The sequence below is a fragment of the Nocardia sp. NPDC049737 genome, from assembly GCF_040674755.1.
Classification (GTDB): Bacteria; Actinomycetota; Actinomycetes; order Mycobacteriales; family Mycobacteriaceae; genus Nocardia.
Genome location: NZ_JBFANH010000003.1, coordinates 304,575 through 328,897 on the forward strand (window position 1 = coordinate 304,575; position 24,323 = coordinate 328,897).

The 24,323-nt window shown below is 65.5% G+C and carries 21 protein-coding genes and 1 tRNA gene; 12 read left to right on the forward strand and 10 right to left on the reverse strand.

Annotation, left to right across the window (positions count from 1 at the left end; all coding sequences use genetic code 11):
- The first annotated feature begins 108 nt into the window (after positions 1-108).
- The 4 genes from egtA (at position 109) to egtD (ending at position 4,765) form a co-directional block, all read left to right on the forward strand.
- Positions 109-1,440 carry an ergothioneine biosynthesis glutamate--cysteine ligase EgtA gene (gene egtA / locus AB0J47_RS06255; RefSeq protein ID WP_364341127.1) on the forward strand — a complete coding sequence of 444 codons (1,332 nt, stop codon included), beginning with the start codon at positions 109-111 and terminating at the stop codon, positions 1,438-1,440.
- A 55-nt stretch (positions 1,441-1,495) separates the two neighbouring features.
- Positions 1,496-2,836, forward strand: coding sequence for an ergothioneine biosynthesis protein EgtB (egtB, locus tag AB0J47_RS06260; protein ID WP_364341129.1), 1,341 nt, complete (start codon positions 1,496-1,498; stop codon positions 2,834-2,836).
- A gap of 127 nt (positions 2,837-2,963) precedes the next feature.
- Positions 2,964-3,797: an ergothioneine biosynthesis protein EgtC gene (gene egtC / locus AB0J47_RS06265; protein WP_364341131.1), complete on the forward strand. Its 834-nt coding sequence runs from the start codon at positions 2,964-2,966 to the stop codon at positions 3,795-3,797.
- Positions 3,794-4,765: an L-histidine N(alpha)-methyltransferase gene (egtD, locus tag AB0J47_RS06270; RefSeq protein WP_364341133.1), complete on the forward strand. Its 972-nt coding sequence runs from the start codon at positions 3,794-3,796 to the stop codon at positions 4,763-4,765. Before egtC ends, egtD begins: the two co-directional genes overlap by 4 nt.
- Before the next feature lie 38 nt (positions 4,766-4,803).
- Here egtD and AB0J47_RS06275 read toward each other — a convergent pair whose 3' ends face one another.
- The 7 genes from AB0J47_RS06275 to AB0J47_RS06305 all read right to left on the reverse strand — a co-directional run bounded on the left by AB0J47_RS06275 (position 4,804) and on the right by AB0J47_RS06305 (position 9,883).
- The gene (locus AB0J47_RS06275; RefSeq protein ID WP_364341135.1) at positions 4,804-5,454 is read right to left on the reverse strand and encodes a DUF2461 domain-containing protein; all 651 of its coding nucleotides are present in this window, start codon (positions 5,452-5,454) and stop codon (positions 4,804-4,806) included.
- A gap of 67 nt (positions 5,455-5,521) precedes the next feature.
- Positions 5,522-6,190, reverse strand: coding sequence for a hypothetical protein (locus tag AB0J47_RS06280; RefSeq protein WP_364341137.1), 669 nt, complete (start codon positions 6,188-6,190; stop codon positions 5,522-5,524).
- 39 nt (positions 6,191-6,229) lie between these two features.
- Positions 6,230-6,490 (reverse strand): hypothetical protein, encoded by a 261-nt coding sequence (locus AB0J47_RS06285; RefSeq protein ID WP_364341139.1) that lies wholly within the window; start codon positions 6,488-6,490, stop codon positions 6,230-6,232.
- A gap of 58 nt (positions 6,491-6,548) precedes the next feature.
- Positions 6,549-7,148, reverse strand: coding sequence for a hypothetical protein (locus AB0J47_RS06290; protein WP_364341141.1), 600 nt, complete (start codon positions 7,146-7,148; stop codon positions 6,549-6,551).
- Between the two features lie 102 nt (positions 7,149-7,250).
- On the reverse strand, positions 7,251-8,231 hold the full coding sequence (locus AB0J47_RS06295; RefSeq protein ID WP_364341143.1) for a ribose-phosphate diphosphokinase: 981 nt from the start codon (positions 8,229-8,231) through the stop codon (positions 7,251-7,253).
- Entirely contained in the window at positions 8,228-9,718 is a 1,491-nt protein-coding gene (gene glmU, locus AB0J47_RS06300) for a bifunctional UDP-N-acetylglucosamine diphosphorylase/glucosamine-1-phosphate N-acetyltransferase GlmU (protein ID WP_364341145.1), read from the reverse strand. Before glmU ends, AB0J47_RS06295 begins: the two co-directional genes overlap by 4 nt.
- Positions 9,719-9,812: 94 nt before the next feature.
- Positions 9,813-9,883 (reverse strand) — tRNA-Gln (locus AB0J47_RS06305).
- Positions 9,884-10,188: 305 nt separating this feature from the next.
- Here AB0J47_RS06305 and AB0J47_RS06310 point away from each other — a divergent pair.
- The 6 genes from AB0J47_RS06310 to AB0J47_RS06335 all read left to right on the forward strand — a co-directional run bounded on the left by AB0J47_RS06310 (position 10,189) and on the right by AB0J47_RS06335 (position 18,731).
- Positions 10,189-10,803, forward strand: coding sequence for a TetR/AcrR family transcriptional regulator (locus tag AB0J47_RS06310; protein WP_364341147.1), 615 nt, complete (start codon positions 10,189-10,191; stop codon positions 10,801-10,803).
- A 181-nt stretch (positions 10,804-10,984) separates the two neighbouring features.
- Positions 10,985-11,632: a TetR/AcrR family transcriptional regulator gene (locus tag AB0J47_RS06315; protein WP_364341149.1), complete on the forward strand. Its 648-nt coding sequence runs from the start codon at positions 10,985-10,987 to the stop codon at positions 11,630-11,632.
- A gap of 218 nt (positions 11,633-11,850) precedes the next feature.
- Positions 11,851-15,465: a transcription-repair coupling factor gene (mfd, locus tag AB0J47_RS06320; RefSeq protein ID WP_364341151.1), complete on the forward strand. Its 3,615-nt coding sequence runs from the start codon at positions 11,851-11,853 to the stop codon at positions 15,463-15,465.
- Positions 15,466-15,656: 191 nt separating this feature from the next.
- Positions 15,657-16,289, forward strand: coding sequence for a MazG family protein (locus AB0J47_RS06325; RefSeq protein WP_364341374.1), 633 nt, complete (start codon positions 15,657-15,659; stop codon positions 16,287-16,289).
- A 154-nt stretch (positions 16,290-16,443) separates the two neighbouring features.
- A complete protein-coding gene (locus AB0J47_RS06330; protein WP_364341154.1) occupies positions 16,444-17,535 on the forward strand; it encodes a glycerol dehydrogenase in 1,092 nt (363 codons plus the stop codon).
- Positions 17,536-17,780: 245 nt separating this feature from the next.
- Positions 17,781-18,731, forward strand: a complete 951-nt coding sequence (locus AB0J47_RS06335) for a phosphodiesterase (protein WP_364341156.1) — start codon at positions 17,781-17,783, stop codon at positions 18,729-18,731.
- Here the strand turns inward: AB0J47_RS06335 and AB0J47_RS06340 are convergent.
- Positions 18,682-20,103: a stealth family protein gene (locus AB0J47_RS06340; RefSeq protein ID WP_364341376.1), complete on the reverse strand. Its 1,422-nt coding sequence runs from the start codon at positions 20,101-20,103 to the stop codon at positions 18,682-18,684. The two genes, AB0J47_RS06335 and AB0J47_RS06340, sit on opposite strands and share 50 nt — an antisense overlap.
- 689 nt (positions 20,104-20,792) lie before the next feature.
- Between AB0J47_RS06340 and AB0J47_RS06345 the strand changes: the two genes are divergently transcribed.
- Both AB0J47_RS06345 and AB0J47_RS06350 read left to right on the forward strand, forming a co-directional pair.
- Complete coding sequence (locus AB0J47_RS06345; protein ID WP_364341158.1) at positions 20,793-21,278, forward strand: hypothetical protein; 486 nt, start codon at positions 20,793-20,795, stop codon at positions 21,276-21,278.
- Positions 21,279-21,353: 75 nt separating this feature from the next.
- Positions 21,354-21,929 carry a TerD family protein gene (locus AB0J47_RS06350; protein WP_040695304.1) on the forward strand — a complete coding sequence of 192 codons (576 nt, stop codon included), beginning with the start codon at positions 21,354-21,356 and terminating at the stop codon, positions 21,927-21,929.
- On the opposite strand, the gene AB0J47_RS06355 is transcribed toward AB0J47_RS06350, so the two are convergent.
- Entirely contained in the window at positions 21,911-22,828 is a 918-nt protein-coding gene (locus AB0J47_RS06355) for a putative PEP-binding protein (RefSeq protein WP_364341161.1), read from the reverse strand. The two genes, AB0J47_RS06350 and AB0J47_RS06355, sit on opposite strands and share 19 nt — an antisense overlap.
- A 66-nt stretch (positions 22,829-22,894) precedes the next feature.
- Positions 22,895-24,301 carry an MATE family efflux transporter gene (locus AB0J47_RS06360; RefSeq protein WP_364341163.1) on the reverse strand — a complete coding sequence of 469 codons (1,407 nt, stop codon included), beginning with the start codon at positions 24,299-24,301 and terminating at the stop codon, positions 22,895-22,897.
- Positions 24,302-24,323: the final 22 nt, after the last annotated feature.

Genomic DNA, 24,323 nt, shown 5'->3' on the forward strand with positions numbered 1-24,323 from the left:
ACTGGAATACGACCGACGCCCGAGGCGATACAGAACTACCTGAACAACTGTCGGCGGCACAGATGCGGCACAGCCACAGTTACCTGGTTTCACATGGTGGAGGTTGGTATGGCAGTCACGCTCGAGCATCCGAAGCGAGTGATCGCGCTGGAAAATGGCGAGCTCTCATCGCGGGCCGCGGCCGAGGCCTATCTCGAGAAAATCTGTTTCAAACTGGGCCCACCAACGCTCATCGGCGCCGAACTGGAATGGCTCACCGTGCAGGGTGAGTGTTCGTCGTCCGGCCCATCGGCCGCCCCCCGCCCGCAACTGGCTGCACTCGCAGATGCACTCGGACCCCACGCACCGCGGTCCATCGCCCCCGATTCACCGGCACTTCCGCTGCCAGGGGGCAGCCGGGTCACCATCGAACCCGGCGGTCAGATCGAACTCTCCAGTGCCCCGTTCGCCGCTGCCGCGCAGTTGTGCGAGGGTTTGCACGCCGATGCTCGGATGCTGCGCGATCTACTCGAATCCCGATCCATCCGCACCATTTCCGGCGCCGCCGATGCGGACCGCCGCCCCAAGCGGGTCTTGCGGTTGCCGCGCTACCGCGCCATGGAACAGTCCTTCGCAGGTATCGGCCCGTTCGGCAAATTGATGATGTGCAACACCGCGGCGACGCAGGTCAGCGTCGATGCCGGTGCGGACCGTGCCGAGGTCACCGCCCGGTGGAATGCGCTGTACGCGATCGGTCCCGCGCTACTCGCCGCGTTCGCCTGCTCGCCCGAATTGCACGGTGCGCCGGTGGGTGCGTGGGCATCGCAGCGAATGCGTACCTGGTTGCGTCTCGACCACGCCCGCACTCGTCCCGCGGTGCAGTCCTGGCCGGATCCGGTCAGCGGCTATGCGCGCTGGGCCCTGGATGTCCCGCTGCTGTGCGTTCGTCGCCCCGATGGCGTATCCGGCAATGGCAGCGGTATCAGCTGGGCAGCGCCGCCGGAGGCGACCTTCGCGGACTGGTTGTCCGGTGCGTTGGACGACGAGATCGGTCGGCGTCCCGATATCGGCGATCTCGACTATCACCTGACCACACTGTTCCCACCGGTACGGGCCTCCGGACACCTCGAGGTCCGTTATCTGGACGCCCAGCCCGATAACGACTGGACCGTCCCGATCCACGTCTTCGACGCTTTGCTGTCGTCTCCGGCGGTTGTGGCCGAGGCGACGGCGCTCGCCGCGCCACTCGCGGGCCGCTGGCTCGATGCGGCGCGCTGCGGGTTGGCCGATCCGGAGATCCGCGGCGTCGCGGTCGAATTGCTGACCCTGGCCGCGACACATGCGGAGAGTCCGGCGGCGGCCCACGAGATCGAATCCGCGGCCGAGCGATGTCGCAGCGGTCGCACCCCGACCGATGAACTCGTTTCGCGCAGTGCGGATCAGCCCGAGGACCACCCGTGACCGTGGCGCCGCAGCCTCGAATCGCCGACCAGAACGAGTTCGGGAGATACCCATCGTGACCATTCAGTACCCCGCAACGGATAATTCCGGCACCGAACAATTGCGTGACCGGATCGCCGAAGTGCTCACCCGCGCAAGGGATCGCACCACCGGCCTCACCACCCTCGATGAAGCAGAGCTGGTCGCCCAGCATTCGCGACTGATGAGCCCGCTCGTCTGGGATCTCGCCCATATCGGCAATCAGGAAGAACTCTGGCTGGTCCGCGATGTCGGCCGACGCGAAGCGGTACGCGCCGATATCGACGAGCTGTACGACGCTTTCAAACACGCGCGCGCCAATCGCCCCGAACTGCCGCTGCTCAACCCCACCCAGGCCCGCGGCTATGTCGGCACCGTGCGCGACAAGGTGTTGGATGTATTGGAAACCAATACATTACGCGGTGATCCGCTGGTCGACGGCGGCTTCGCATTCGGCATGATCGCCCAGCACGAGCAGCAGCATGACGAAACCATGCTCGCCACCCACCAATTGCGCACCGGCCCCGCCGTGCTTTCCGCACCCGACGCACCCTCGGCGGCGACCCCGGCGGGTGGCGAAGTCGTCATTCCCGCGGGCGAATTCGTCATGGGTACCTCGACCGACCCATGGGCACTGGACAATGAGCGTCCGGCGCATCCGGTTCATGTGCCCGGCTTCGCCATCGATGTCGCACCGATCACCAATGCGCAGTACCAGGCCTTCATCGCCGACGGCGGTTACGAGCGGGCCGAGCTGTGGTCCGAACGCGGTTGGGCGCACCGGCAGGACGCGGGGCTGGCGGCGCCGCAGTTCTGGGAGTGCGATCCGGCCGGGCACTGGTGGCGTCGGGCATTCGGCGTGATGACACCGGTGCGTCCGCAGCAGCCGGTGGTGCACGTCTGCTGGTTCGAGGCCGAGGCCTACGCCAACTGGGCAGGCAAACGCCTGCCCACCGAGGCCGAATGGGAGAAGGCGGCGCGCTTCGATCCGGAGACCGGCACGTCCCGCCGCTACCCGTGGGGTGATACCGAACCCGATTCCGCTACCGCGAATCTCGGCCAGCGGCACCTGGAACCCGCCGAGGTCGGTGCGTACCCGGCCGGTGCCTCTGCGACCGGTGTGCACCAGCTCATCGGCGACGTATGGGAATGGACCGCATCGGGTTTCGAGGCCTATCCGGGTTTCCGCGCATTCCCGTACGCCGAATACTCCGATGTGTTCTTCGGCGGCGACTACCGAGTCCTGCGCGGCGGCTCCTTCGGCACCGATCCGGTCGCCTGTCGCGGCACCTTCCGCAACTGGGATCACCCCGTCCGCCGACAGATCTTCTCCGGCTTCCGCCTGGCCCGCGACCTGCGAAAAGGCGAGGGCGAGTGAGCGTATCGAGTGCTGACGCACAGCCGAACCCGATCGGAGGGCGGTCGGCAGAGGTGCCGCAACGGCCTACCAGCGGCCCGGCCCGCCGAGCCCGCACCCGACACATGACGGTGGGAGGTGCGCACTGATGTGTCGTCAACTCGGTTACATCGGCCCTTCCGTGCGCGTGGGCGACATGTTGACGCTCGGTTCGCATTCCCTGCGAACCCAGGCGTGGGCGCCGAAGGATATGCGCGGGGGCGGGACGATCAATGCGGATGGGTTCGGGGTGGCCTGGTGGCGTGACGAGGATGGGGTAACCGTCAGCCGGTATCGCAACTCCGCGCCCATCTGGACCGATCCGGCGGTGGAAGAGGTACTGCCGCAACTGGAGTCGTGGGCGGTATTGGGGGCGGTTCGCTCGGCGACCATAGGTATGCCGGTCGAGCGGAACGCCTGTGCGCCGTTCACACACGGCCGATGGGCATTCAGCTATAACGGGGTGGTGCCCGATTGGCGACGGGCGCTCAGCGCGGTCGCCGAGGAATTCGGCTCCACCGCAACCGAACTCGGCGCCGATCAGCTGTTCGACTCGGTGCGATTGCTGGAGGCCGAATCCGCGACCGATTCGGCGACGCTGTGGGTGCTCCTGCGCAGTCTGCTCTCGACCGACACTCCCGATGGTTCGTGGGCGGCGGCACCGGCGGCATTGCGCCTGCTGGTCGCGGCCGTCCTGGCCCAAGCCCCCGGCGCCCGACTGAATTTCCTGCTCGGTGACGGCAAGCAGATGTGGGCGACCACTGTCTATCACTCGCTATCAGCCCTGGTCACCGATGATTTCGCCATCCTGTCATCGGAACCCTTCGACGACGACCCGCGCTGGCAGCCGATTCCGGATCGCCAGCTGGTCAGCGCCCGTCCCGGCGCGCTGTCCGTCACACCGCTTCTCGACGTTCCAAGCACGAAAGGCTCGCTCCTATGACCGCACCGACGCTGGAGATCCACCTATCCGACGACGACCTCACCTCGGCGTTGCGCACGGATGCCAGGCTCGGCCTCACCGCGGATCCGAAATGGTTGCCACCCAAGTGGTTCTACGACGCCCGCGGCAGTGAATTGTTCGAGCAGATCACCGAACTGGCCGAGTACTACCCGACCCGCACCGAACGCGCGCTGCTGGAGCGGGTCGTCGGCGAGATCGCCCGCACCGCACAGGCCGAGGTCCTGGTCGAACTCGGATCGGGCTCGGCCGCCAAGACCCGGCTGCTGCTATCCGCGCTGACCGCCGAGGGGCCGCTGAAAACCTATGTTCCGCAGGATGTCTCGTCCTCGGCGCTGCAGGCTGCCGCCGCGGAGATCGCGGCGGAGTTTCCCGGCCTAGCGGTGCACGGCGTGGTCAGCGATTTCACCGACACCCTGCACAATCTGCCGCGCGGTGGCCGCCGGATGATCGCCTTCCTCGGCGGCACCATCGGCAACCTCGTCCCCGCCGAGCGGGCCGAATTCCTGTCCAGCATCTACGAGGTGCTCGAGCCTGGTGAGCGGCTACTGCTCGGCGCGGGCCTGGTCATCGATCCCGCGGTACTGGTCCCCGCCTATGACGACGGGGCCGGTGTCACCGCCGAATTCAACCGAAATGTTTTGCATGTCTTGAACGGTCGCCTCGACGCCGATTTCGAGCCGGACAAGTTCGCGCACCTTGCCATCTGGGATGCCGAACACGAGTGGATCGAAATGCGCCTGGAGGCCACCGAAGAGATGACCGTGACAGTTCGCGAGCTGGACCTCACCGTCCAGTTCGCGCGCGGCGAGCAGATGCGCACCGAAATCTCGGCCAAATTCCGCATTGACGGATTCGACGCCGAACTGGCGGAGGCGGGATTCCAGACCGAACAGGTGTGGACCGATCCGGACGACCGCTTCGCCCTCGTCCTCGCCGCCCGCGGCTGAGCCCGACCCACCCCGCCGGCTTCGCCGGCTGCCATCCCCTAAGTCCGGGCGGGCGCACCACTGACCACCGCGCCCAGCCATTCGATGAAGGGCCGCATCGCCTCCCAGGCGGTGCGGACCTCCTTCGCGGCGCGCGGTTTGTCCAACCAGGCCGGTGCGCCGTATTCCTTACTGCAGGTCAACGATTTGTGCCGCAGCAGATCGATGCGCGGATGGTCGGCGTCATACCCTTTCGGCTTGGTCTTCAGCTGCTCGCCGCCGATGGTGAATCCGGCCTTGGTCAGCTTGGCCAGAATCGCCTCCAGTTCCGGCCCCCGGACCTCGTCATCGATGGTGGCGCGCAACTGGGCGATCTGGGCGGGGGAGCCCGCATAGAATCCGCCGCCGACGAAAAGTCCGGCCGCGCTGATCTGCACATACCAGCCCGTACCCGGTGCCACGCTGACCACCGCGCCCTGCGCCGTCTTGTAAGGCACCTTGTCCTTCGAGAAGCGCACGTCCCGGTACGGGCGGAAGATCTTGGCGGTCCCGAAGTCCGCCTCCAACTCCGCGGTCAGCGCGACCATCGGCGCCTTGACCGACTCCTCGTAGACATCCTTGTGCGCGGTCCAGAAGGCCTTCGAGTTATCGGCTTCCAGATCCTCGTAAAAGTCCAGCCCCGCGAGTGGGAACCCACCGAATCGACTCATGCTGACCACGCTAGCCTTGCCCACCCCGCCGACTGTCATCCACCTGGGACGCGTGTCCAGCACATCGTCATTCGGTGTCCGGGATCATGCTGCCGCTGAAGACGGCATAGACGAGGATGATTCCGATGACCAGGGAAATAGCGGATGCGATGGCGGCCCATTTGCCGAGGGATTCGCCCTTTTTGTGACCGATGATGCCCAGAATGATGCCGACCGGGCCGAATAGGTAGGGGCAGAACAGCAATGAAATGCCCGCGCAGACGAAGCCGATGATCGACAGGGGCTGGGAACCCGATCGCGGTTCCGGCGTGATGTACGGCTGGGGGGTGTAGGCGGGATAGCCGCCGGTTTCCGGGGTGGAATCGGTGATCGGCGGATAGACGGTGCCCGGCTGATCCCGGTCGTAGCGTGCCGACGCCTTGTCATTCCACGGTTGCTGTTGCGCCGACTCCGGCGACGGCTGCGGTTGTACGACGAGATCTGGTGCGGTTTCGGCGGCCGCAGGCTGGACCGGTGTCTGCGCGCCCGGCCCCGCACTCCACGGCTGCGCCGAAAAATCCGCGGCTGCGGGCTCGGCTGGAAGCGGCGCTGCGGGTTCGACGGGTTGCGACTCCCACGGTCCGCTGGTGGCCGGGGTGGCCCAAGCCGTGCCCGAGGGTTCGAGCGGCTCGGATTCGCCGACCGGTTTCTCCGGCGAGGCGTCGCCTCGCTCGGGCCCCTGCTGCGGAGTGGTCATCGAACTCTCCTCGTATCGTCCGATCGGCGGGGCGGCGGATTATAGGTCCGAATCGTCGACGATCTCCATCGCGGCGACCTCGGCGGGCCGCTCGTCCTCCTCGGCGAGTTCGGATTTCCGACGATGCGGGGTCCACTCCTGTTCGAGTTCCTCGCCTATACCGAGGCGGCCGTCATCGTCATTTTCGCGATAGCGAATATGCAGGTCAGCAGGCGGATCCTCGACATTTCGCCGGTATGCGCGGATCTCGTCTTCCTGCTTATCGTCCCCCATGTCCATATCAAGCGGGTCACGGTCCATACCTCCAGTATCCCCCTCGACATCGCAGGCAAACGGGATCCGACGAGTGCGAACCCGTTCAGCTGAAGGCCCCGAGGAACCCGACGAAGGCGATGACCAGGATGACCGCGATGGCCAGCACCGCGCCATTGGCGATGGCCGCCCACTTGCCGAGCGATTCGCCCTTGTTGTGTCCGATGATGCCCAAGACGATGCCCGCCGGTCCGGTGATCACGATGGGCAGGCCACAGAACATCACCACCGACAGTGCGGTGGCCGCCAGGCACGAGAAGCTGATGATCGAGAAGATCGGGACATCGGATTGCCGGGGCGGTGTGTACGGCTGGTACGGATAACCAGGGTAAGCACCGGGCGCTTGCGGATAGCCGGGTGGTCCGACATACGGACCGGCTTGCGGGTAGCTCGGCGGGTACGGGGGCGGCGGGTAGGCAGTGGGCTGCTGATAACCCGCGGGCGGGGTATACAGGGGGGCCGTCTCCGGCGAAAACTGTTGTCCTGGTTGATAAGTCGGCATCGGATCGATACCCGGCCGCGCCGACCAGACCTTGGTCGCGTCCGCGTTGTCCTGCGGCTGGGCGACCTGCGTTGGATCGGCAGGTAGCGAGTCCTGCGATTTCCCGAGGTTGACGTTCGGTTCTGAATCTCGCGGCGCAGTCATGTCGGCTCCCCCTCCTCGGCTTGCCCTGTGTCCCATGGGTGTCCACCCGACAAGGCAATGGCGGCTCGGACAATGTCCGAGCCGCCATTTTACAAAGAGCGGTCAAGCGTTGCCGTTGAAAAGTCCGGTGACCGAACCGTTCTCGAAGACCTCGCGAATCGTACGAGCCAGCAGCGGCGCGATCGACAGCACGGTCAGCTGCGGGAACTTCTTCTCCTCGCTGATCGGCAGCGTATTGGTGACCACGACCTCCTTGGCACCACAGTTGGCCAAGCGCTCGGCGGCCGGATCGCTCAGCACGCCGTGCGTCGCGGCGATGACCACATCACCGGCACCGGCCTCCTTGAGCACCTTGACCGCGCCGGCGATGGTGCCACCGGTGTCGATCATGTCGTCGATCAGGATGCAGGTGCGGCCCTCGACCTCACCTACCACGCGGTTGGCCTTGATCTGGTTCGGCACCAGCGGGTCGCGGGTCTTGTGGATGAACGCCAGCGGCGAGCCGCCCAGCGAGTCGGCCCACTTCTCCGCGACGCGCACGCGACCGGAATCGGGGGAGACCACGGTGATGTGCTCGAGGCTGTAGTTGTTGCGCACGTACTCGGCCAGCTGCAGCTGGGCGTGCATGTGATCGACCGGGCCGTCGAAGAAGCCCTGGATCTGATCGGTGTGCAGGTCGACGGTGATGATGCGATCCGCGCCCGCTGTCTTGAGCAGATCGGCGACCAGGCGGGCGGAGATGGGCTCGCGGCCGCGGTGCTTCTTGTCCTGACGGGCGTACGGGTAGAACGGCAGCACCGCGGTGATCCGCTTGGCCGAACCGCGCTTGAGCGCGTCGATCATGATCAGCTGTTCCATCAGCCACTGGTTCAGCGGAGCCGGAAAGCTCTGCAGCACAAAGGCATCCGAGCCACGCACGGACTCCTCGAACCGCACGAAGATCTCGCCGTTGGCGAAGTCGCGCGCGGTCTGCGGGGTTACGTGGACGTCGAGTTCCTTGGCCACCTGCTCGGCCAGCTCAGGATGAGCGCGTCCCGAGAAGAGCATCAGGTTCTTCTGGTTGTCGATCCATGACGCGGTCACTGCTGTTTGCCATCCTTTTGCTCGATTGCCTGACCCGACATCTCTTTGCTCGCGATGGCTTCCGCCGCCGCCTGTGCCGCGTCCGTCCCCGGACGGTTGCGCTGCACCCAGCCCTCAATGTTTTTCTGCGGCCCACCTGAAACCGCGAGTGCCCCCGGAGGAACGCTTCTACGCAGCACAGTACCCGCCGCCGTATACGCCCCGTCACCCACCGTCACCGGTGCGACGAACATGGTGTCGCTGCCGGTCCGCACATGCGAGCCGACCACGGTGTGATGTTTTTTCACACCGTCGTAGTTGACGAAAACACTGGAGGCGCCGATGTTGCTGTGCTCACCGATGGTGGCATCGCCGACATAAGTGAGGTGCGGGACCTTGGAATGCGCGCCGATCGATGCGTTCTTGGTTTCGACGAATGCGCCGAGCTTGCCGGAATCACCGACAACGGTGCCGGGACGCAGATAGCTGAACGGCCCTATATTCGCACCGGGACCAATCACAGCCTGATCACCGTGAGTGCGAACAACGTGTGCGCCGTTGCCGACGATGACATCGGTGAGCGTGGAATCCGGTCCGATCACCGCGTCCTCACCGATGACGGTGCCGCCGAGCAATTGCACACCCGGTCGGATTTCGGCGTCCCTGGCGATTCTGACGTTCGCGTCGACCCAAGTGGTCGCGGGATCGATAATCGTGACACCGGCGCGCATATGCCGTTCGAGGATGTAGCGGTTGAGCGTCCGCGCGGCCTCCGACATCTGCACCCGGTCGTTGACGCCGGTGACCTTGGCCGAATCGAGCAGCCGCGCGCCGTGCACCGGATGTCCGGCCTCGCGGGCCAGCCGCAGCACATCGGTCAGGTACAGCTCATGCTGGGCGTTGGCGGTGGACAGGCGTCCGATCATGGTGCGCAGCACGGTCGCGTCGAAGGCGTAGACACCCGAGTTGACCTCGGTGATCGCCGACTGCGCCGGGGTGGCGTCGGCATGTTCGACGATTTCGGTGACCTGGCCGTCGGCATCGCGGACGATGCGGCCGTAGCCGTTCGCGTCGTCCGGCTCGAAGGTCAGCACGGTCACCGCGGAACGTTCGGTGTAGCTGCGGTGTTCGTCGAGCAGCGCGGACAGGGTGTGCCCGTCCAGCAGCGGCACATCGGCGGAGGTGACCAGCAGGTCGCCGGTGAAGTCTTCGGGAACCGCCGCGAGGGCGCACTGCACCGCGTGGCCGGTTCCCAGCTGTTGTTCCTGGATGGCGGTGGCGATGTCGCGGCCGAGGTCGGCGGCTACGGCGGCGACCGCGGCGCCGACTTGTTCCCGATCGTGTCCTACCACGGTGATGAGGAACGCGGGGTCGATCTCGTTGGCCGCATGCAGCGCGTGCGCGAGCATGCTTCGACCGGCCAGCGAATGCAGCACTTTAGGAGTCTTCGACCGCATTCGCGTCCCGGCACCGGCTGCGAGAACGACGACGGCGGTCTGCTGTGGCATGGATCTCCCTCGGCTGCCTGTCATCGTGCTTGGGGCTGTCGTCGTGCTTGGTCAGCGATGTGCGCGGCCAACGATAAGCCATCGTGTCGGTGTGCTCCGCCGCCAGGACTCGAACCTGAACTATCTGAACCAAAATCAGAGGTGCTGCCATTACACTACGGCGGATTGTCACACCGGCGGATCTGCGTAACCCGCCACTGCGCCAGCGGCACGGCATGAATCCTCGCATGAAGACCTCCCGTTCGTCGAACTGCTTCGCCGAATTAATGCGTACCCATCTCCGCAACCTGTTCACACCGGTCGCGTTATCTGGGCGAACGCCGAAATCGGCCGCTCGATCGCCGTGTTCGGCGGGGCGACGCGCGCGCGGGCGGAGCTGTCTGGAACAGTTGTCGGCAAAAGTTACGGGTCATGCGCAGGGAGGCGGGGCGTTGTCTTCGGGTGAACCGCATCGAGTGTCCCGGCCGCGGATGACGGGAACTCAGCGGCGGCAGCAGTTGATCGAGATCGGTCGCGCTTTATTCGCCGAGCGGGGCTACGACGCGACCTCGATCGAGGAGATCGCGCAGCGGGCTCAGGTCTCCAAACCCGTGGTGTACGAACACTTCGGCGGCAAGGAGGGGCTCTACGCCGTGGTCGTGGACCGTGAGATGTCGATGTTGCTGGACATGATCACCTCCTCGCTCACCCAGAATCGGTCCAGAATCCGGCTCGAACAGGTCGCGCTCGCGCTGCTGACCTATATCGAGGAACGCACCGACGGATTCCGAATCCTGGTGCGCGATCAGCCCGCAGCTACCGCGGAGGGCCGCTACTCGAGCCTGCTGAACGAGGCCACCAATCAGGTCGCGCATATTCTCGGCGGCGATTTCGAGCAGCGCGGTTTCGATACCAGTCTGACCGGTTTGTACGCGCAGGCATTGGTGGGCATGGTTTCGACCGCCGCGACCTGGTGGCTGGACGAGCGCAAACCGTCGAAAGAGGTTGTGGCGGCACATCTGGTCAACCTGTGCTGGAACGGACTCAGTCATTTGGAAGCCCACCCGCAGCTGAGCTCGGAATGGCGCGCCGGTACGGGGGACTGACCGCAGTGGTAGCCAGTGAATTGCGCGGTATGCCGGTCCGGATGCTCGAATTCCCGGGCAGGCGCTCACCTGGTGGTACGGTTCACCCATCCTCAGGGTGCTGTTCGAGCGGTAAGTCGGTCTACTTCGGGATGTCGGTCTACTTCAGGATGGCTGGTTTTAAGGATGACAGGCGGATCTGATGGCTAGGCAAGCGCGCGCGGAGATCACCCGCGATTCCGTCCTTGCGGGCGCTGCCGATGTCTTTCTGCGCTTGGGGTATGCGAATGCGAGCCTGAGCGAGATCATCGCGCAGTCGAACGTGACCAAGGGCGCCTTGTACTTTCACTTCGGTTCGAAGGAAGAGCTAGCGCGCGCCGTGGTCGACCAGGGCAATGAGCGCCTGGTCAGTTCGTGCCAGGGTTTCTTCGATCCCAGAGTGCCCGCGCTCGAGGCATGTATCGGGATCACCTATGTCGTCGCGGACCTATCGATGAACGATCCGATGGTCGGCGCGATGCTCAAGCTGACCCATCAGATCGGCGACTACCGCGGCGCCCAGGGCGACAATATCGCCAAGACCTGGGGCGATACCTACCGTGTGCTATCCGAACGGGCCATTGCCCAGGGCGACCTGGAGGCCGATCTGGACGCCGAGGTGATCGGCCTGCTGCTGCAGGAAATGACCGCGGGCGTGCACATCACGGCGGTCGGGACCGATTCGATCGATCAGATGGCAACCCGCATGGAACGGGCCTGGTACTTCCTGCTCCCGTCGATCGTGCCCCCGGAGAAGCTCTCGTACTTCCGCGAATTCGCCGCCCGCCGCCTACGCCGCTACGTGCCATAAAACTTGTCACAGCGCGTTGGTAGGTTGTGACGTGTCGACTGATTTCGTGAGCACATGGGTAACTCATCGGGGTACGCCCAGAACTCGACTTCCCGCTCGACCGCCGGCCCGCTGCGACTGCGTTGTGGCACCTGACGACCGGCAAAAGAATCGGGGAGACGGGGGAGCCTAGACTCGGTTGGCCGTCTTGAAACCCCGCCTGAGCTCAGGAGCGTTCGATGTCCACCCACCGTCCACCTCTTGCCGGACTGGCCGCGGTGGCCGGGGCCGATTCGGCCCTGCGGACCGTCGCTGACCTGGTCGGAAAGTCGCCGGTCGAGCTGGTCGGGCCGTCGGCGGTGCGGCCGTTCGTCGCGGCGACGATTGCGGCCCAGCGGCCGCTGGTGGTGGTGACGGCGACCGGGCGGGAAGCCGATGATCTGACGGTCGAGCTGGAGGAAATCCTCGGCGCGGCGGTCGCGCAGTTCCCGTCCTGGGAGACGCTGCCGCACGAGCGGCTGTCACCGGGTGCCGACACCGTGGGCCGCAGGCTCGAGGTGCTGCGGCGGCTTGCGCATCCGGAGGACCCGGTATTTCCCGAGCCGCTGCGGGTCGTGGTGACGACCGTTCGCTCCTTGATGCAGCCGATGGCCGCGAGCCTCGGTGATATCGAACCAATCGTGCTGCGCGTCGGTGCGGAGTTCGATTTCGACGAATTGCTCTTGCGCCTGATCGAATTCGCCTACACCCGTGTCGATATGGTCGGCAAGCGCGGTGAGTTCGCGGTGCGCGGCGGCATCCTCGATCTGTTTCCGCCGACCGCGGATCATCCGGTGCGCGTGGAGTTCTGGGGCGACGAAGTGACCGAGCTGCGCCCCTTCGCGGTCGCCGACCAACGCTCGCTGACCGATCTGACGGTGGATGTGGTCGTCGCGCCGCCGTGCCGAGAACTCTTGCTCACCGCTCCCGTTCGCGATCGTGCAGCCGAGGTCGCGGTGGCCAATGCCGCCGACGCGGCGCTGGTCGAGATGTTGGAGAAGCTCGCCGAGGGCATTCCGGTCGAGGGCATGGAGGCCCTGCTGCCGGTGCTGCAGCCCGGCGAATTGCGGCTGCTCACTGAGGTTTTGCCGGAGGGCACCCAGCTGCTGCTGTGCGATCCGGAGAAGATTCGCACGCGCGCGGCCGATTTGGTACGCACGGGTGAAGAGTTCCTGGAGGCATCGTGGACCGCGGCTTCATTCGGCGGTGCGGCGCCGCTGGGCGGGCACGGACTGGATCTGGCCGCCTCCGGTTACCGCGCGCTGCCCGAAATCCATGAGAGCGCAAACGCACACGGTCTGCCCTGGTGGACTCTGAGCCCGCTGACCTCCGGTGATCCCGCCGAGGTCGTGCTGCCGGTGCTGGCCGGTCCGGTCGCGCGCGGCTCCGATGAGCTGGTGGCGACGATCTTCGCTTCACTGCGCGCGCATGTGCTGACCGGTGGCCGCGCGGTCGTGGTCGTCGCGGGTCACGGTACGGCGCAACGCATTCTGGAACGGCTCTCGGATGCCGAGGTGCCGGCGGCTGCTTTGGCAGTCGGCGCCGAACCTACGTCCGGACTGGTCGGTGTGCTGTGCGGTTCGCTGCACGACGGGTTGGTCTTCGATGACGCCGGCCTGGTGGTCGTCGCCGAATCCGACCTGACCGGCAACCGGGTCACCGCACCGGCGGAGGGGAAGCGACTACCGGCCAAGCGCCGCAACCAGGTCGACCCGCTGGCGCTGAATGCCGGGGACATGGTGGTGCACGATCAGCACGGCATCGGCCGGTTCGTGGAGATGATCGAGCGCACCGTCGGCGGGGCACGGCGGGAATACCTGGTCATCGAATACGCGCCCGGCAAGCGTGGCCAGCCTGGTGACCGGCTGTTCGTGCCGATGGAATCGCTGGATCAGCTCTCGCGCTATGTCGGCGGTGAGATGCCGAGTCTGTCCAAGCTCGGCGGGTCGGACTGGGCGAATACGAAACGCAAGGCGCGCAAGGCGGTTCGCGAGATCGCCGGTGAGCTGGTGCAGTTGTACGCTGCGCGTCAGGCCGCGCCGGGGCATGCGTTCGGTCCCGACAGTCCGTGGCAGAAGGAAATGGAGGACGCGTTCGCGTTCACCGAGACCGTCGACCAGATGACCGCCATCGCCGAGGTCAAGGCCGATATGGAGAAGGCGGTCCCGATGGACCGTGTGGTCTGTGGTGACGTCGGCTACGGCAAGACCGAGATCGCCGTGCGCGCCGCATTCAAGGCGGTGCAGGACGGTAAGCAGGTCGTCGTGCTGGTGCCGACAACCCTGCTGGCGCAACAGCATCTGCAGACGTTCACCGAACGCGTCGCCGGATTCCCGGTGACCGTCAAGGGTTTGTCCCGCTTCACCGATCCGGCGGAATCCCGCGCCGTCCTCGAGGGGATGGCCGAGGGTGCCGTCGATATCGTGGTCGGTACGCACCGGCTGTTGCAGACCGGTGTGCGGTGGAAGGATCTCGGCCTGGTCGTCGTGGACGAGGAACAGCGTTTCGGTGTCGAGCACAAGGAGCACATCAAGGCACTGCGCACGCACGTCGATGTGTTGACCATGTCCGCTACGCCGATTCCGCGCACCTTGGAGATGAGTCTGGCGGGCATCCGCGAGATGTCGACCATCCTGACGCCGCCCGAGGAGCGGCATCCAGTGCTCACCTATGTCGGCGGATACAACGACAAGCAGGTCACCGCGGCTATTCGGCGTGAGCTGCTGCGCGACGGCCAGGTCTTCTATGTGCACAACCGGGTCTCGTCGATCGATAAAGCGGCCAAGCGGATTCGGGATCTGGTGCCCGAGGCGCGGGTGGTGGTCGCGCACGGTCAGATGCACGAGGACATGCTCGAACAGACCGTGCAGGGGTTCTGGGAGCGCGAATTCGATGTGCTGGTGTGCACCACCATCATCGAGACCGGGCTGGATATCTCCAATGCGAATACGTTGATCGTGGAGCGCGCGGATGCTCTCGGTCTTTCACAGCTGCACCAGTTGCGAGGGCGCGTCGGCCGCAGTCGTGAGCGCGGGTACGCGTACTTCCTCTATCCGCCGGAGAAGCCGCTCACCGAGACGGCCTACGACCGGCTCGCCACCATCTCGCAGAACTCCGATCTCGGTGCCGGTATGGCGGTGGCCATGAAGGACCTCGAAATCCGTGGTGCCGGAAATGTGCTGGGCGCCGAGCAGTCCGGGCATGTAGCCGGGGTCGGATTCGACCTGTATGTGCGGCTTGTCGGTGAGGCGGTGGAGGCTTATCGGGCCGCCGCCGACGGTAAGCCGATTACGACCGAGGAGGTCAAGGAGGTTCGCATCGACCTCCCGGTGGATGCGCACATTCCGCCCGACTACATCACCAGCGATCGGCTCCGATTGGAGGCCTATCGCAAACTTGCCGCGGCGCAAGATGATCCGGCGCTGGCGTCGGTTGTCGAGGAACTTGTCGACCGGTACGGGCCGCTGCCCGTCGAGGTCGGCAGGTTGGTGTCGGTGGCGAAACTGCGCCTGCTGGCTCGCGAATACGATGTCACCGAAATCGCGGTCACCGGAACCACATTGAAGGTTTCGCCGATGAGTCTGCCCGACTCGAAGCAGATGCGGTTGAAGCGCCTGTACCCGAGTGCCGGCTATCGCGCGGCAAGTGGGGTTGTGCAACTGCCGCTGCCTCGGGTGGAGGACAGTGTGGGGGCGGACCGGGTGCGCGACGTCGTCCTGTTGCAATTCGTTGCCGACCTGTTGCTGCAGTTGGATGGCAAGCCGAAGGGCTTCGTCGAGCTGCGGGTCGCGACCGAGGCCACGGCGGCTCGATGAGTTCGGACCGCGACGAAGCCGTGCTGCGGGCCGCCCGGCATGCGGCGGCGGAGGCGGGGCGGGCGGCTGAGGCGGGGCGGGCCAATGGCGCCGACGATCACGCGGTGCCCGAACCTGGGCGGGCCTCGGCAGTATTCGGCCGAACTGATGCCGCCGTGGTGGCGGCGGGGCTGGCCGGGGCGGTCGAGGTGATGGACCGGCTATGGAATTTCGGCGGCTGGGAGGTGACCCAAACCCACGACTCGCTGCGTCCCTACCTGCTCGAGGAAACCTACGAACTCCTCGACGCCATCCAGCACAACGACGCCGAAACCATCAAGGAAGAACTCGGCGACCTGCTGCTGCAGGTGCTGTTCCACTCCCGAATCGCCCAGGCAGCAGGCGAATTCACCGTCGACGATGTCGCGGCCGCGCTGGTCGCCAAACTCGTCAACCGCAGCCCGCACCTCGCTGAGGAACCCATCGACCCGTCGGCCACCGTCGCGGAAAAGATCGCCGCCCAGGAAAAGGCCTGGGAGGAACGCAAATCCGCCGAAAAGTCCCGCCGCTCCTGTTTGGATGGCATAGCCATGGCCCAACCTGCCCTCGCCCTGGCCGAGAAAATCCGCTCCCGCAGCCTCAGAGCGGGCCTCCCCGAAGACCTGATTCCCGACACCCTCCGCACCGTCCACTTGGATGGCGAAGACAGCGCCGAAGAACGCCTCCGCAAAGCAACCTTGTCCTTCGCATCGGAAATCCGCGCCACCGAAGACGCCGCCGAAGCCGCACGCGGCGAGCGCGCACCTTTATCGGCTGCGGATTGGCGCAAGTACTGGTCGCAGTAGCCCGGCGTAGGGAAGCCCGGGACGCTCAAATCGGTATAGCGGCTTGATGGCTCAACCGCGGCCAGCGGGGCTATGGGGCGCGTAGCGTTTGCGATACGGAGTCGGCAGTCGGGGTATGGGCGAATCGGCGATGCCCGGGATCGGGAGGTGGCAAATGTTGAGCGTGTTTTCTTCGCCGGGCCATTATGTGCAGGGGCGGGATGCGACGGGGGCGCTCGGGGCGGAGATGACGCGGTTGGGGATCGCGGGGCCGGTGATGATTGTGGCGGGGGCGAGTGCGTATCGGTTGTTGGCGCAGACGTGGCGGGAGTCGCTGACCGACGCGAAGATCGAGTATTCGGTGCATCGGTCCGGGGGTGAGTGCAGTCGGGCGGAAATCGCGCGGGTGACCGCGGCCGTGCAGCAGAGTGGAAGCACGGTGGTGCTGGGGGCCGGTGGGGGCAAGGTACTCGATACCGCGCGGGCGGTGGCCGATGATCTGGAGCTGCCGATGATCAGTTGTCCCACGACGGCATCCAGTGATGCGCCCTGCAGTGCGTTGTCGGTGATCTATACCGACGCTGGGGAATTCGAGGCCTACCAGTTGGCGCGCCGGAATCCGGCAATGGTGCTGGTCGATACTTCCGCTATCGCGCAGGCTCCGGCGCGGCTGCTCACCGCGGGGATGGGTGATGCGCTCGCGACCTGGTTCGAAGCGCGGACCTGCAGTACCGCGCGGGTCCGGAATATGCGCGGCGGTGCCTCCACCCGCAGCGCAACCGCATTGGCCGAACTCTGCTACAACACTCTGCTCGCCGATGGAACCCACGCCCTCGCCGCGGTCGGCAACCATACCGTCACCCCGGCCCTCGAACGCATCGTCGAGGCCAACACCCTGCTGTCCGGCCTCGGCTTCGAATCCTCCGGCCTCGCCGCCGCGCACGCCATCCACAACGGCCTCACCGCCGCCCCCCAAACCCACCCATACCTACACGGCGAAAAGGTAGCCTTCGGCGTCCTCACCCAGCTGGTGCTGGAAGGCGCTCCCACCGAAGAAATTTCAACGGTCCTCGAATTCTGCGCATCGGTCGGCCTACCAACTACCTTGGCCGCACTCGGCCTGACCGACCCCGACAACCGAACCCTGACCGCCATCGCCACCCGCGCCACCGCCCCCGGCGAAACCATCCACAACGAACCCTTCTCCGTCGACACCCCCATGGTCCTAGACGCCCTCCGCACCGCCGACACCCTCGGTACGAAGTGAGCGCCGACGTCACAGCAGCGACGATCGGACCGTCGTCGAGGATGCTCACTCGCCGCTGAGGCCCTCCATACGGACTTCTCGGCTGGATCCGGCTCGACCTCGAGCCCTGATGACACCGAACTCTCACCTCCCCGCAAGCAGTTTGTCACCGTGGGGCGGGCAGTCTGTCAATACTGCTTCGCTATCCTGGCGATGGAACCCGAAGCCAATGGCGGGCGAATCCGCCGGGGAGGACGTTCGGTCCGGTGCCCACCAGCAGAGTCGCGGAGCACCCGCGACCGAATCACGTGCTGTTCCATTTCAGCGATGCCCATTTGATCGGCGGCGATGACGCGCTGTACGGCGACGTGGACGCGGATCAGCGTCTTCGACAATTGCTCGACCAGGCCGCGGCCAGCCGCATCCGCCCGACGGCGATCGTCTTCACCGGTGACCTCACCGATAGGGGCGAGCCCGATGCGTACGAGAAGCTGCGCGGCATCGTGGAACCGTTCGCACGCCGATTGCGTGCGCCGATCGTCTGGGTCACCGGCAATCACGACGATCGCGGCGAACTGCGCAGGGCTCTGCTCGGTGAGCGTCCGTCGACGAAGCCGCTGGATCGGGTGCACATGATCGACGGCCTGCGCATCATCGCCCTGGACACCAGTGTCCCCGGCCACCACTACGGCGAGATCCGTGACGAACAGCTGGCCTGGCTGCGTTCGATACTCGCCGAGCCCGCTCCGTTCGGCACGATTCTGGCGATGCACCACCCGCCGGTGCCGTGTGTTCTCGATCTCGCCGTCACCGTCGAATTGCGCGATCAACGCAGGCTGGCCGATGCCCTCGACGGCACCGACGTGCGCGCGATTCTTGCTGGGCACCTGCACTTTTCGACCAGCGCCACCTTCGCGGGCATCCCGGTCTCGGTTGCCTCGGCGACCTGCTACAGCCAGGATCTGGCCGTCGCCGAGGGCGGCCTGCGCGGCCGCGACGGCGCGCAGGCCTTCAACTACGTGCACGTCTATCCGGATACCATTGTCCACTCGGTGGTCCCGATCGATCGCGGCCCGACTGTCGGCTCCCCGTCCACCCCGGAGGAGGCGGCGCGCAAGCTGGCCGATGAGGGCATCGTGATTCCGCCCGCCGCCCGCATTCCGCGAGTCATGCGGCGCCAGGCGCAGACTCCGGAAGATGACGAGGCCGTGCACTGACGCGTTCCCATGGCGCGCGGTCGGGGAAGTAGTTGGACAGGAACTCCGACACCGCGTGCACCCGGTCGGCCTCCGCGACCTCCGGGAAACTGCCGTCGTTTAGGCAGAAGAAGTCGACTTCCCGGTGTCGCGCGAGTCCGTCGAGCAGTGCGAGGCCACGTTCACTCGTGGTGTCGACATAGCGCATCCGCGCCGTCTCCTGCGGCACCGCGCGCCCGGTGAGCATCGCGTAGTAGTGGTACAGCGAGTTCGTCACCGAAATATCGGTGGCCGCACGGAATCTGCTCGCCCTGGTCCGGGCGAATTCAGTCGCGAACACTTGCTCCATTTCGAGCAATACGCTGCGCCGCAGCGGAACCGGTGTGTGTTCCAGATGCCGGGTGATGACATGTCCGAACCGCTCGGCAAGCAATTCCCGGTTCACCCGTGCGGCATTCTCGAAACCACTGCGCCGCTCGTCGTTTCGGCCTGGTCCGATCCGGGTGCCCGCCTCGATGAACCGACTCACACCGGCGGGGGAGAAAAACATCGACGGACGCACCGGCCGGGCGAAGAACATATCGTCGTTCGAGTACAGAAAATGCTCGCTGAGCCCATCGATATGCTGCAGTTGGCATTCCACCGCATGGGAATTGAAGGTGGGCAGCCCGCTCGTATCGCTGAAGTGATCGACCGCGCGCACCACCGTCACCCGCGGATGCTCGTCGAGCCATTCCGGCACCGCGGAATCGGTCGCGATGAAGACCCGGCGAATCCACGGCGCATTCTTGTACACCGAGCGCAGTGCGTATTTCAGTTCGTCGATCTGCCGGATTCGAGCGTCCGCGTCATCGCCTTCGCCGACCACGACTTGGGCCAGCATTCCCGCACGGCGCGCCCGGAATTCGGGATCGGTGCCATCGACCCAGGAGAACACCAGATCGATATCGAAGCCGACATCGGTCGGCTGGGGTGCGAACATATCGGTCAATGTCGGCCAATTGCGGTCGAACAGACGAACTTCCGTGCGTTCGACATCGGCGAGGTCGAAGACATTGCGGGTGAAGGCATTCGGCCGCGGGCATTCGACGGTGTCGCCGTGGTACTCCCACAGTTCCAGATCCACGTAATGTGCCGGATCGGCATCGCGACTCAACCGAAAGACATTGTGCTGCACCTCGGCACACGCGAAACCCGCGACGATCGCGGTGGCCGTCACCCGACGCACCATCTTCTGATGTGCGGCATCCGCTGCCAGTGCCAGCCGATGTTCACCATCGCGAATCAGCAGGAACGGCACCTCCGCGGCCGCCAACTCGCCGCGCAGATAACCCAGGTCGTCCAGCATCGCGGGTGAGACGACGAGATTGCCCGCCGTCGGCCACGCCACCATATCGACCGCTCCGGAATCCATTGCCCCTATATCAACCATGTGTCTGCTCCCACGTCCGAATATGTGCCGAAATGTCCTGTGGTGCCGCGCTATACCCGAGCACCGCTGCGGACGACGCCGTCGGCGCCGTCCTCGGCTGCCGCGCCCGGCGCGGCCGAATTCAGAAATTCGGGACGATGCCGTAGTGCAGGAACGAAGTGATCAGCCGAGTCTCAGACGATCGGTGCACCATGTCGTTCTCACCTCACTCACGGCCGGACGCCATCGCGTCTGCTTGGGGGTAGTGCTGTCGGTACGGACACGGCACAGCGGCCGAGCAGGACCGGTAACAGCACGTCGGGCCGGACAGTCATCGGCCGGCGAAATGGAAAGCACCTGCTGAACAGAGTGCTGTCAGAAATAATGCATCGACTTGTGACGGCCCGTCAACCGGACAGCGCTGTGGTGTCCCGGACAGGTGGGTGGGCGAGGTTGTCCCTTTCGAATGAGGGTAGCCTCACCGCATAATCCTCGAGGATCCGGGGGCGAGACACTGCCCATCACCCGCGACGCCGTATCGGTGTCCTGAGAGGTGGCTGAGAGCACTTCGGACAAAGGTCGCAGCGTCAGCGAACAAGGGACACAGCACCTTAGACTTGCATGCAACGTGGCACAGCCCGCCGCGTTGCAGCGATCAAGAGGTGACGAACATGGCAGCCGGAGCGAGCCCCGTGCAACGTCAAGACCACTCTACGGCCGATCATCCCGAACTGGACGTACTCCCGGAATGGCCCCAGGAGACGATCGCGGTGCTGGTCACCACCGATCCAGCGCCGCATGCGATTCCGGTGTCCTGGCCGGTGCGCGCGGGCGATCGGCGGATTCTGCTCAGCCTGAAATTCGATCGCGGTTCGCTGGCCCGCTTGCGCGAACGGCCCGATGTCGCATTGCTGATTCTCGGCGGTGGCAATGTCGCGCTGTGCGCGCGCGGGCAGGCGAGTGTTGTCGCCGAGGAAATGCCCGGTGCGACAGACTATGTCGCGGTCCAGATCGATGTCCAAGTCATCGATGACCACCGGCAGTCGGCCTTCGCGGTGGCGCACGGAATCGAGCGCACCGTACTCGATGCGAGCGAATTGCATGCGCTCGAAGGGCGCGTACAGACATTGCGCGCCTGGGTCGATATCCAGAACTGAACCGGCACAAGCTGTCCGGTACAGAGTAATAATCGTGAAGAAAGGCGGCGCGAACGCGTCGAATGGAAGGGGATCATGAGCGTCACATTGGCCAAAGGCGGAAATGTCTCGCTGTCGAAGCAGGCCGCCAACCTCACCAAGGTTGCGGTGGGGCTCGGTTGGGATGTGCGAACGACCACCGGGGCCGATTACGACCTCGATGCGAGTGCGCTCGCCACCGGGCCGAATCAGCGCGTGCTGTCGGATCAGCACTTCGTGTTCTACAACAATCTGCGCTCGCCCGAGGGCACGATCGAACATACCGGTGACAATCTCACCGGTGAGGGCGAAGGCGATGACGAGGTGATCAATGTCGATCTGGCGGCGACGCCACCGACGATCACCAATATCTTCTTCCCGGTTTCCATTCACGATGCCGATGCGCGCGGCCAGTCGTTCGGCCAGATCCGCAACGCCTACATCCGCGTGGTCGACGCGACCACGGGCGCCGAGCTGGCCCGGTATGACCTCACCGAGGACGCGTCCACCGAGACCGCCATGGTGTTCGGGGAGTTGTACCGGTACGGCAACGAATGGAAGTTCCGTGCCATCGGTCAGGGCTATGCCTCCGGGCTCGCGGGTATCGCCCGCGATTACGGCGTCAACGTCTGATGGGCGTGCGGGTGGTCGGGATCGGTACCGGCCGCCCGCTGCGCCTCGTACAGCGCGATCGCGGCGCGGGTCTTGCGCTTGATCGCTTGTAGCACATCGAGATCCGGCAGGTCCGCGAACTGCTCACCCAGTACTTCGGGCAGATCGGAGTAGTGCAGCACGCATTCGTCGACGCCGAGGTTGGCGCAGGCCGCGAGCAGGTCCGGATGCAGATAACCCGCGACTGCGGTCCGCACACCCGCGGCGGCGGCCACCATGGTGACGCGCTCGATCGCGCGCAGTAGCGGCGGTACGGGACGAACCGGCCGCAGTGTGGCGCGGGCTTGGCCGAGCAGCAGTGAGGACAGATCGTTGCAGCCGATCACCACCCGTGACACCCCGGTGGTGACCACACGGTCGACCTCGAGCAGCAGCGACGGTATCTCGATCATGGTGGCGACCGGGCAGTCGCCGATCACGACCCGGGTTTGCTCGATGGCCCATTGCAATTCGTCGACATAGGTGACGAAGGGGAAAAGTACGCCGATATCCGCGCCCTCGTCGCGCACCTGCGCAATGCCCTCGAGTTCGGCGACGAATGCGTCGGGAAAGCGACGGGCTCGGCGAATACCGCGCAGGCCGAGCAGTTTATGCGGCTCGTCGATGATCTCTTCGACGCCGCCCAGGATATTGCATTCGGCAGTATCGGCTTCCATGGTGCGATACCAGATCGTTGTTCCGTTGGCCCGCTTCGCAATATGGCGCAGATATGGCACGAGGTAACCCGAAACCGATTCGGGCGTCGGATATTTCCCGGCCGCGCGGAACACGTACTCGCCGCGCACCATCCCGACCCCGTCGAAGTGGTCGAGCAGTTCAGCGGAGATCCGCTCACAACTCAATGCCAGGCTCTGCCGCATTCCCCGCACGCTATCAGGTTGCCGCACAACACTTTCCGCCGCCCATTAAGTCCGGATTTTACGAGGTCAGGAAGGGGTGGGTAGGGATTGCGGAAGCCGGTGGGGGTGGGTGGAGGCGGCAGTGTCGAGTAGGGCGAAGTAACGGCGCAGCATCAGAATGGCGGTACTGGCCAGACCTGCGGTCAGACCCCACCAGACGCCCGCGGCGCCGAGGCCGAGCGGGAAGGCCAGCAGCAGCGCCGTGGGCAGGCCGACGAGCCAATAGCCGACCAGGGACAGGCGGAAGCCCGCCTTGGTTTCCTTCAGACCGCGCAGCAGGCCGGTGCCGATGTTCTGTGCGGCATCGAAGAATTGGAGCACGATGCCGATGAGCAGTAGTGAGCGGGCCAGCTCGACCGTCGCGGTGTCGCTCGGTTCCAGAAAGGGGCTCAGCACCAGCTTCGGCGCGGCGATATAGACCACGCCGGTGAGCGCGGCGACGATGCCCGCGTGCTGTAGCGCCAGCAAGGCCAGCGCGCGGGCGTGGCCGAATTCGTCACGCGCGACGGCGTGGCTGACCAGAATGGACGCGCCGTGGGACAGACCGATCGCGACCTGGAAGACGATATAGATGATCTGGTAGACCACATTGTGCGCGGCCAGCGCGGCCGGTCCGATACTGCCCATCACCAGGGCGAGCACGGAGAACATGCCCGCCTCCGAACCATAGGTGAGTGCGATCGGGGCACCGAGTTCGAGCTCGGCCCGGATAGTCGGCATGTGCACCGGCCACGGACGCAGCGGCAGGGTCGTGCCGAGCGTGGCATCGGCGCGCACCATCGCCGAGAAGACGCCGAAGGTGATCAGGTGGACCAGTGAGGACGCGATGCCGATGCCGGTCAGTCCCAGTGCGGGCAGTCCGACCCAGCCGTGCATGAAGGTAAGGGCCAGTACCAGATTCAGTGCCACCGAGCAGAGGGTGACCAGCAGCAGGGCCTGCGGGCGCTGCATACCGACGGTGTACTGCCGCAGCACTTGGAACCACAGACAGGGCAGCAGTCCGGGGGCGAGGGCGAGCATGAGCGGTCGCGCATCGGCGAGCACGCCTGTGTCCTGGCCGAGCCACTGCAGCGACCAGCCGAGTCCGATCAGCACCGCGCCGCCGATGATTCCGGCGAAGGTGGCGATCAGGAAGCTCGAACGGACGATATCGCGCACCTCACCGTCCGCGGACTCGCCGCGCTTATCCGCCGCACTCACCGAGGACGCGATTTGATTCCCGGTACCGGTGATCAGCCCGACGCACATGGTGCGAATCTGGTTGAACAGCACCATCGCCAGCCCGCCTGCGGCGACCTCGCGCACGCCGAGCGTGCCCATCAGCGCGATATTGGTCGTGGACACCGCCATCTGCGCGAGCTGGGTGAGCGCGATCGGTGCGGCCAGTGCGGTGAGCTGTCGCCCATCGGCACGGAAGGTGGACAGATTCACCATCGCACCTCCTCCGGTCGAATCG

Bases quoted from the DNA above. Each gene is read 5' to 3' on its own strand.
- AB0J47_RS06325 (WP_364341374.1), top strand. From the start codon at position 15,657: ATGGACCGGCTATGGAATTTCGGCGGCTGGGAGGTGACCCAAACCCAC.
- AB0J47_RS06340 (WP_364341376.1), bottom strand. From the start codon at position 20,103: ATGGTGGCGTGGCCGACGGCGGGCAATCTCGTCGTCTCACCCGCGATG.
- AB0J47_RS06275 (WP_364341135.1), bottom strand. From the start codon at position 5,454: ATGAGTCGATTCGGTGGGTTCCCACTCGCGGGGCTGGACTTTTACGAG.
- AB0J47_RS06290 (WP_364341141.1), bottom strand. From the start codon at position 7,148: ATGACTGCGCCGCGAGATTCAGAACCGAACGTCAACCTCGGGAAATCG.
- AB0J47_RS06310 (WP_364341147.1), top strand. From the start codon at position 10,189: ATGACGGGAACTCAGCGGCGGCAGCAGTTGATCGAGATCGGTCGCGCT.
- mfd (WP_364341151.1), top strand. From the start codon at position 11,851: ATGTCCACCCACCGTCCACCTCTTGCCGGACTGGCCGCGGTGGCCGGG.
- egtC (WP_364341131.1), top strand. From the start codon at position 2,964: ATGTGTCGTCAACTCGGTTACATCGGCCCTTCCGTGCGCGTGGGCGAC.
- AB0J47_RS06350 (WP_040695304.1), top strand. From the start codon at position 21,354: ATGAGCGTCACATTGGCCAAAGGCGGAAATGTCTCGCTGTCGAAGCAG.
- egtA (WP_364341127.1), top strand. From the start codon at position 109: ATGGCAGTCACGCTCGAGCATCCGAAGCGAGTGATCGCGCTGGAAAAT.
- AB0J47_RS06355 (WP_364341161.1), bottom strand. From the start codon at position 22,828: ATGCGGCAGAGCCTGGCATTGAGTTGTGAGCGGATCTCCGCTGAACTG.
- AB0J47_RS06280 (WP_364341137.1), bottom strand. From the start codon at position 6,190: ATGACCACTCCGCAGCAGGGGCCCGAGCGAGGCGACGCCTCGCCGGAG.
- egtD (WP_364341133.1), top strand. From the start codon at position 3,794: ATGACCGCACCGACGCTGGAGATCCACCTATCCGACGACGACCTCACC.
- AB0J47_RS06315 (WP_364341149.1), top strand. From the start codon at position 10,985: ATGGCTAGGCAAGCGCGCGCGGAGATCACCCGCGATTCCGTCCTTGCG.
- AB0J47_RS06285 (WP_364341139.1), bottom strand. From the start codon at position 6,490: ATGGACCGTGACCCGCTTGATATGGACATGGGGGACGATAAGCAGGAA.
- AB0J47_RS06360 (WP_364341163.1), bottom strand. From the start codon at position 24,301: ATGGTGAATCTGTCCACCTTCCGTGCCGATGGGCGACAGCTCACCGCA.
- AB0J47_RS06330 (WP_364341154.1), top strand. From the start codon at position 16,444: ATGTTGAGCGTGTTTTCTTCGCCGGGCCATTATGTGCAGGGGCGGGAT.
- glmU (WP_364341145.1), bottom strand. From the start codon at position 9,718: ATGCCACAGCAGACCGCCGTCGTCGTTCTCGCAGCCGGTGCCGGGACG.
- AB0J47_RS06345 (WP_364341158.1), top strand. From the start codon at position 20,793: ATGGCAGCCGGAGCGAGCCCCGTGCAACGTCAAGACCACTCTACGGCC.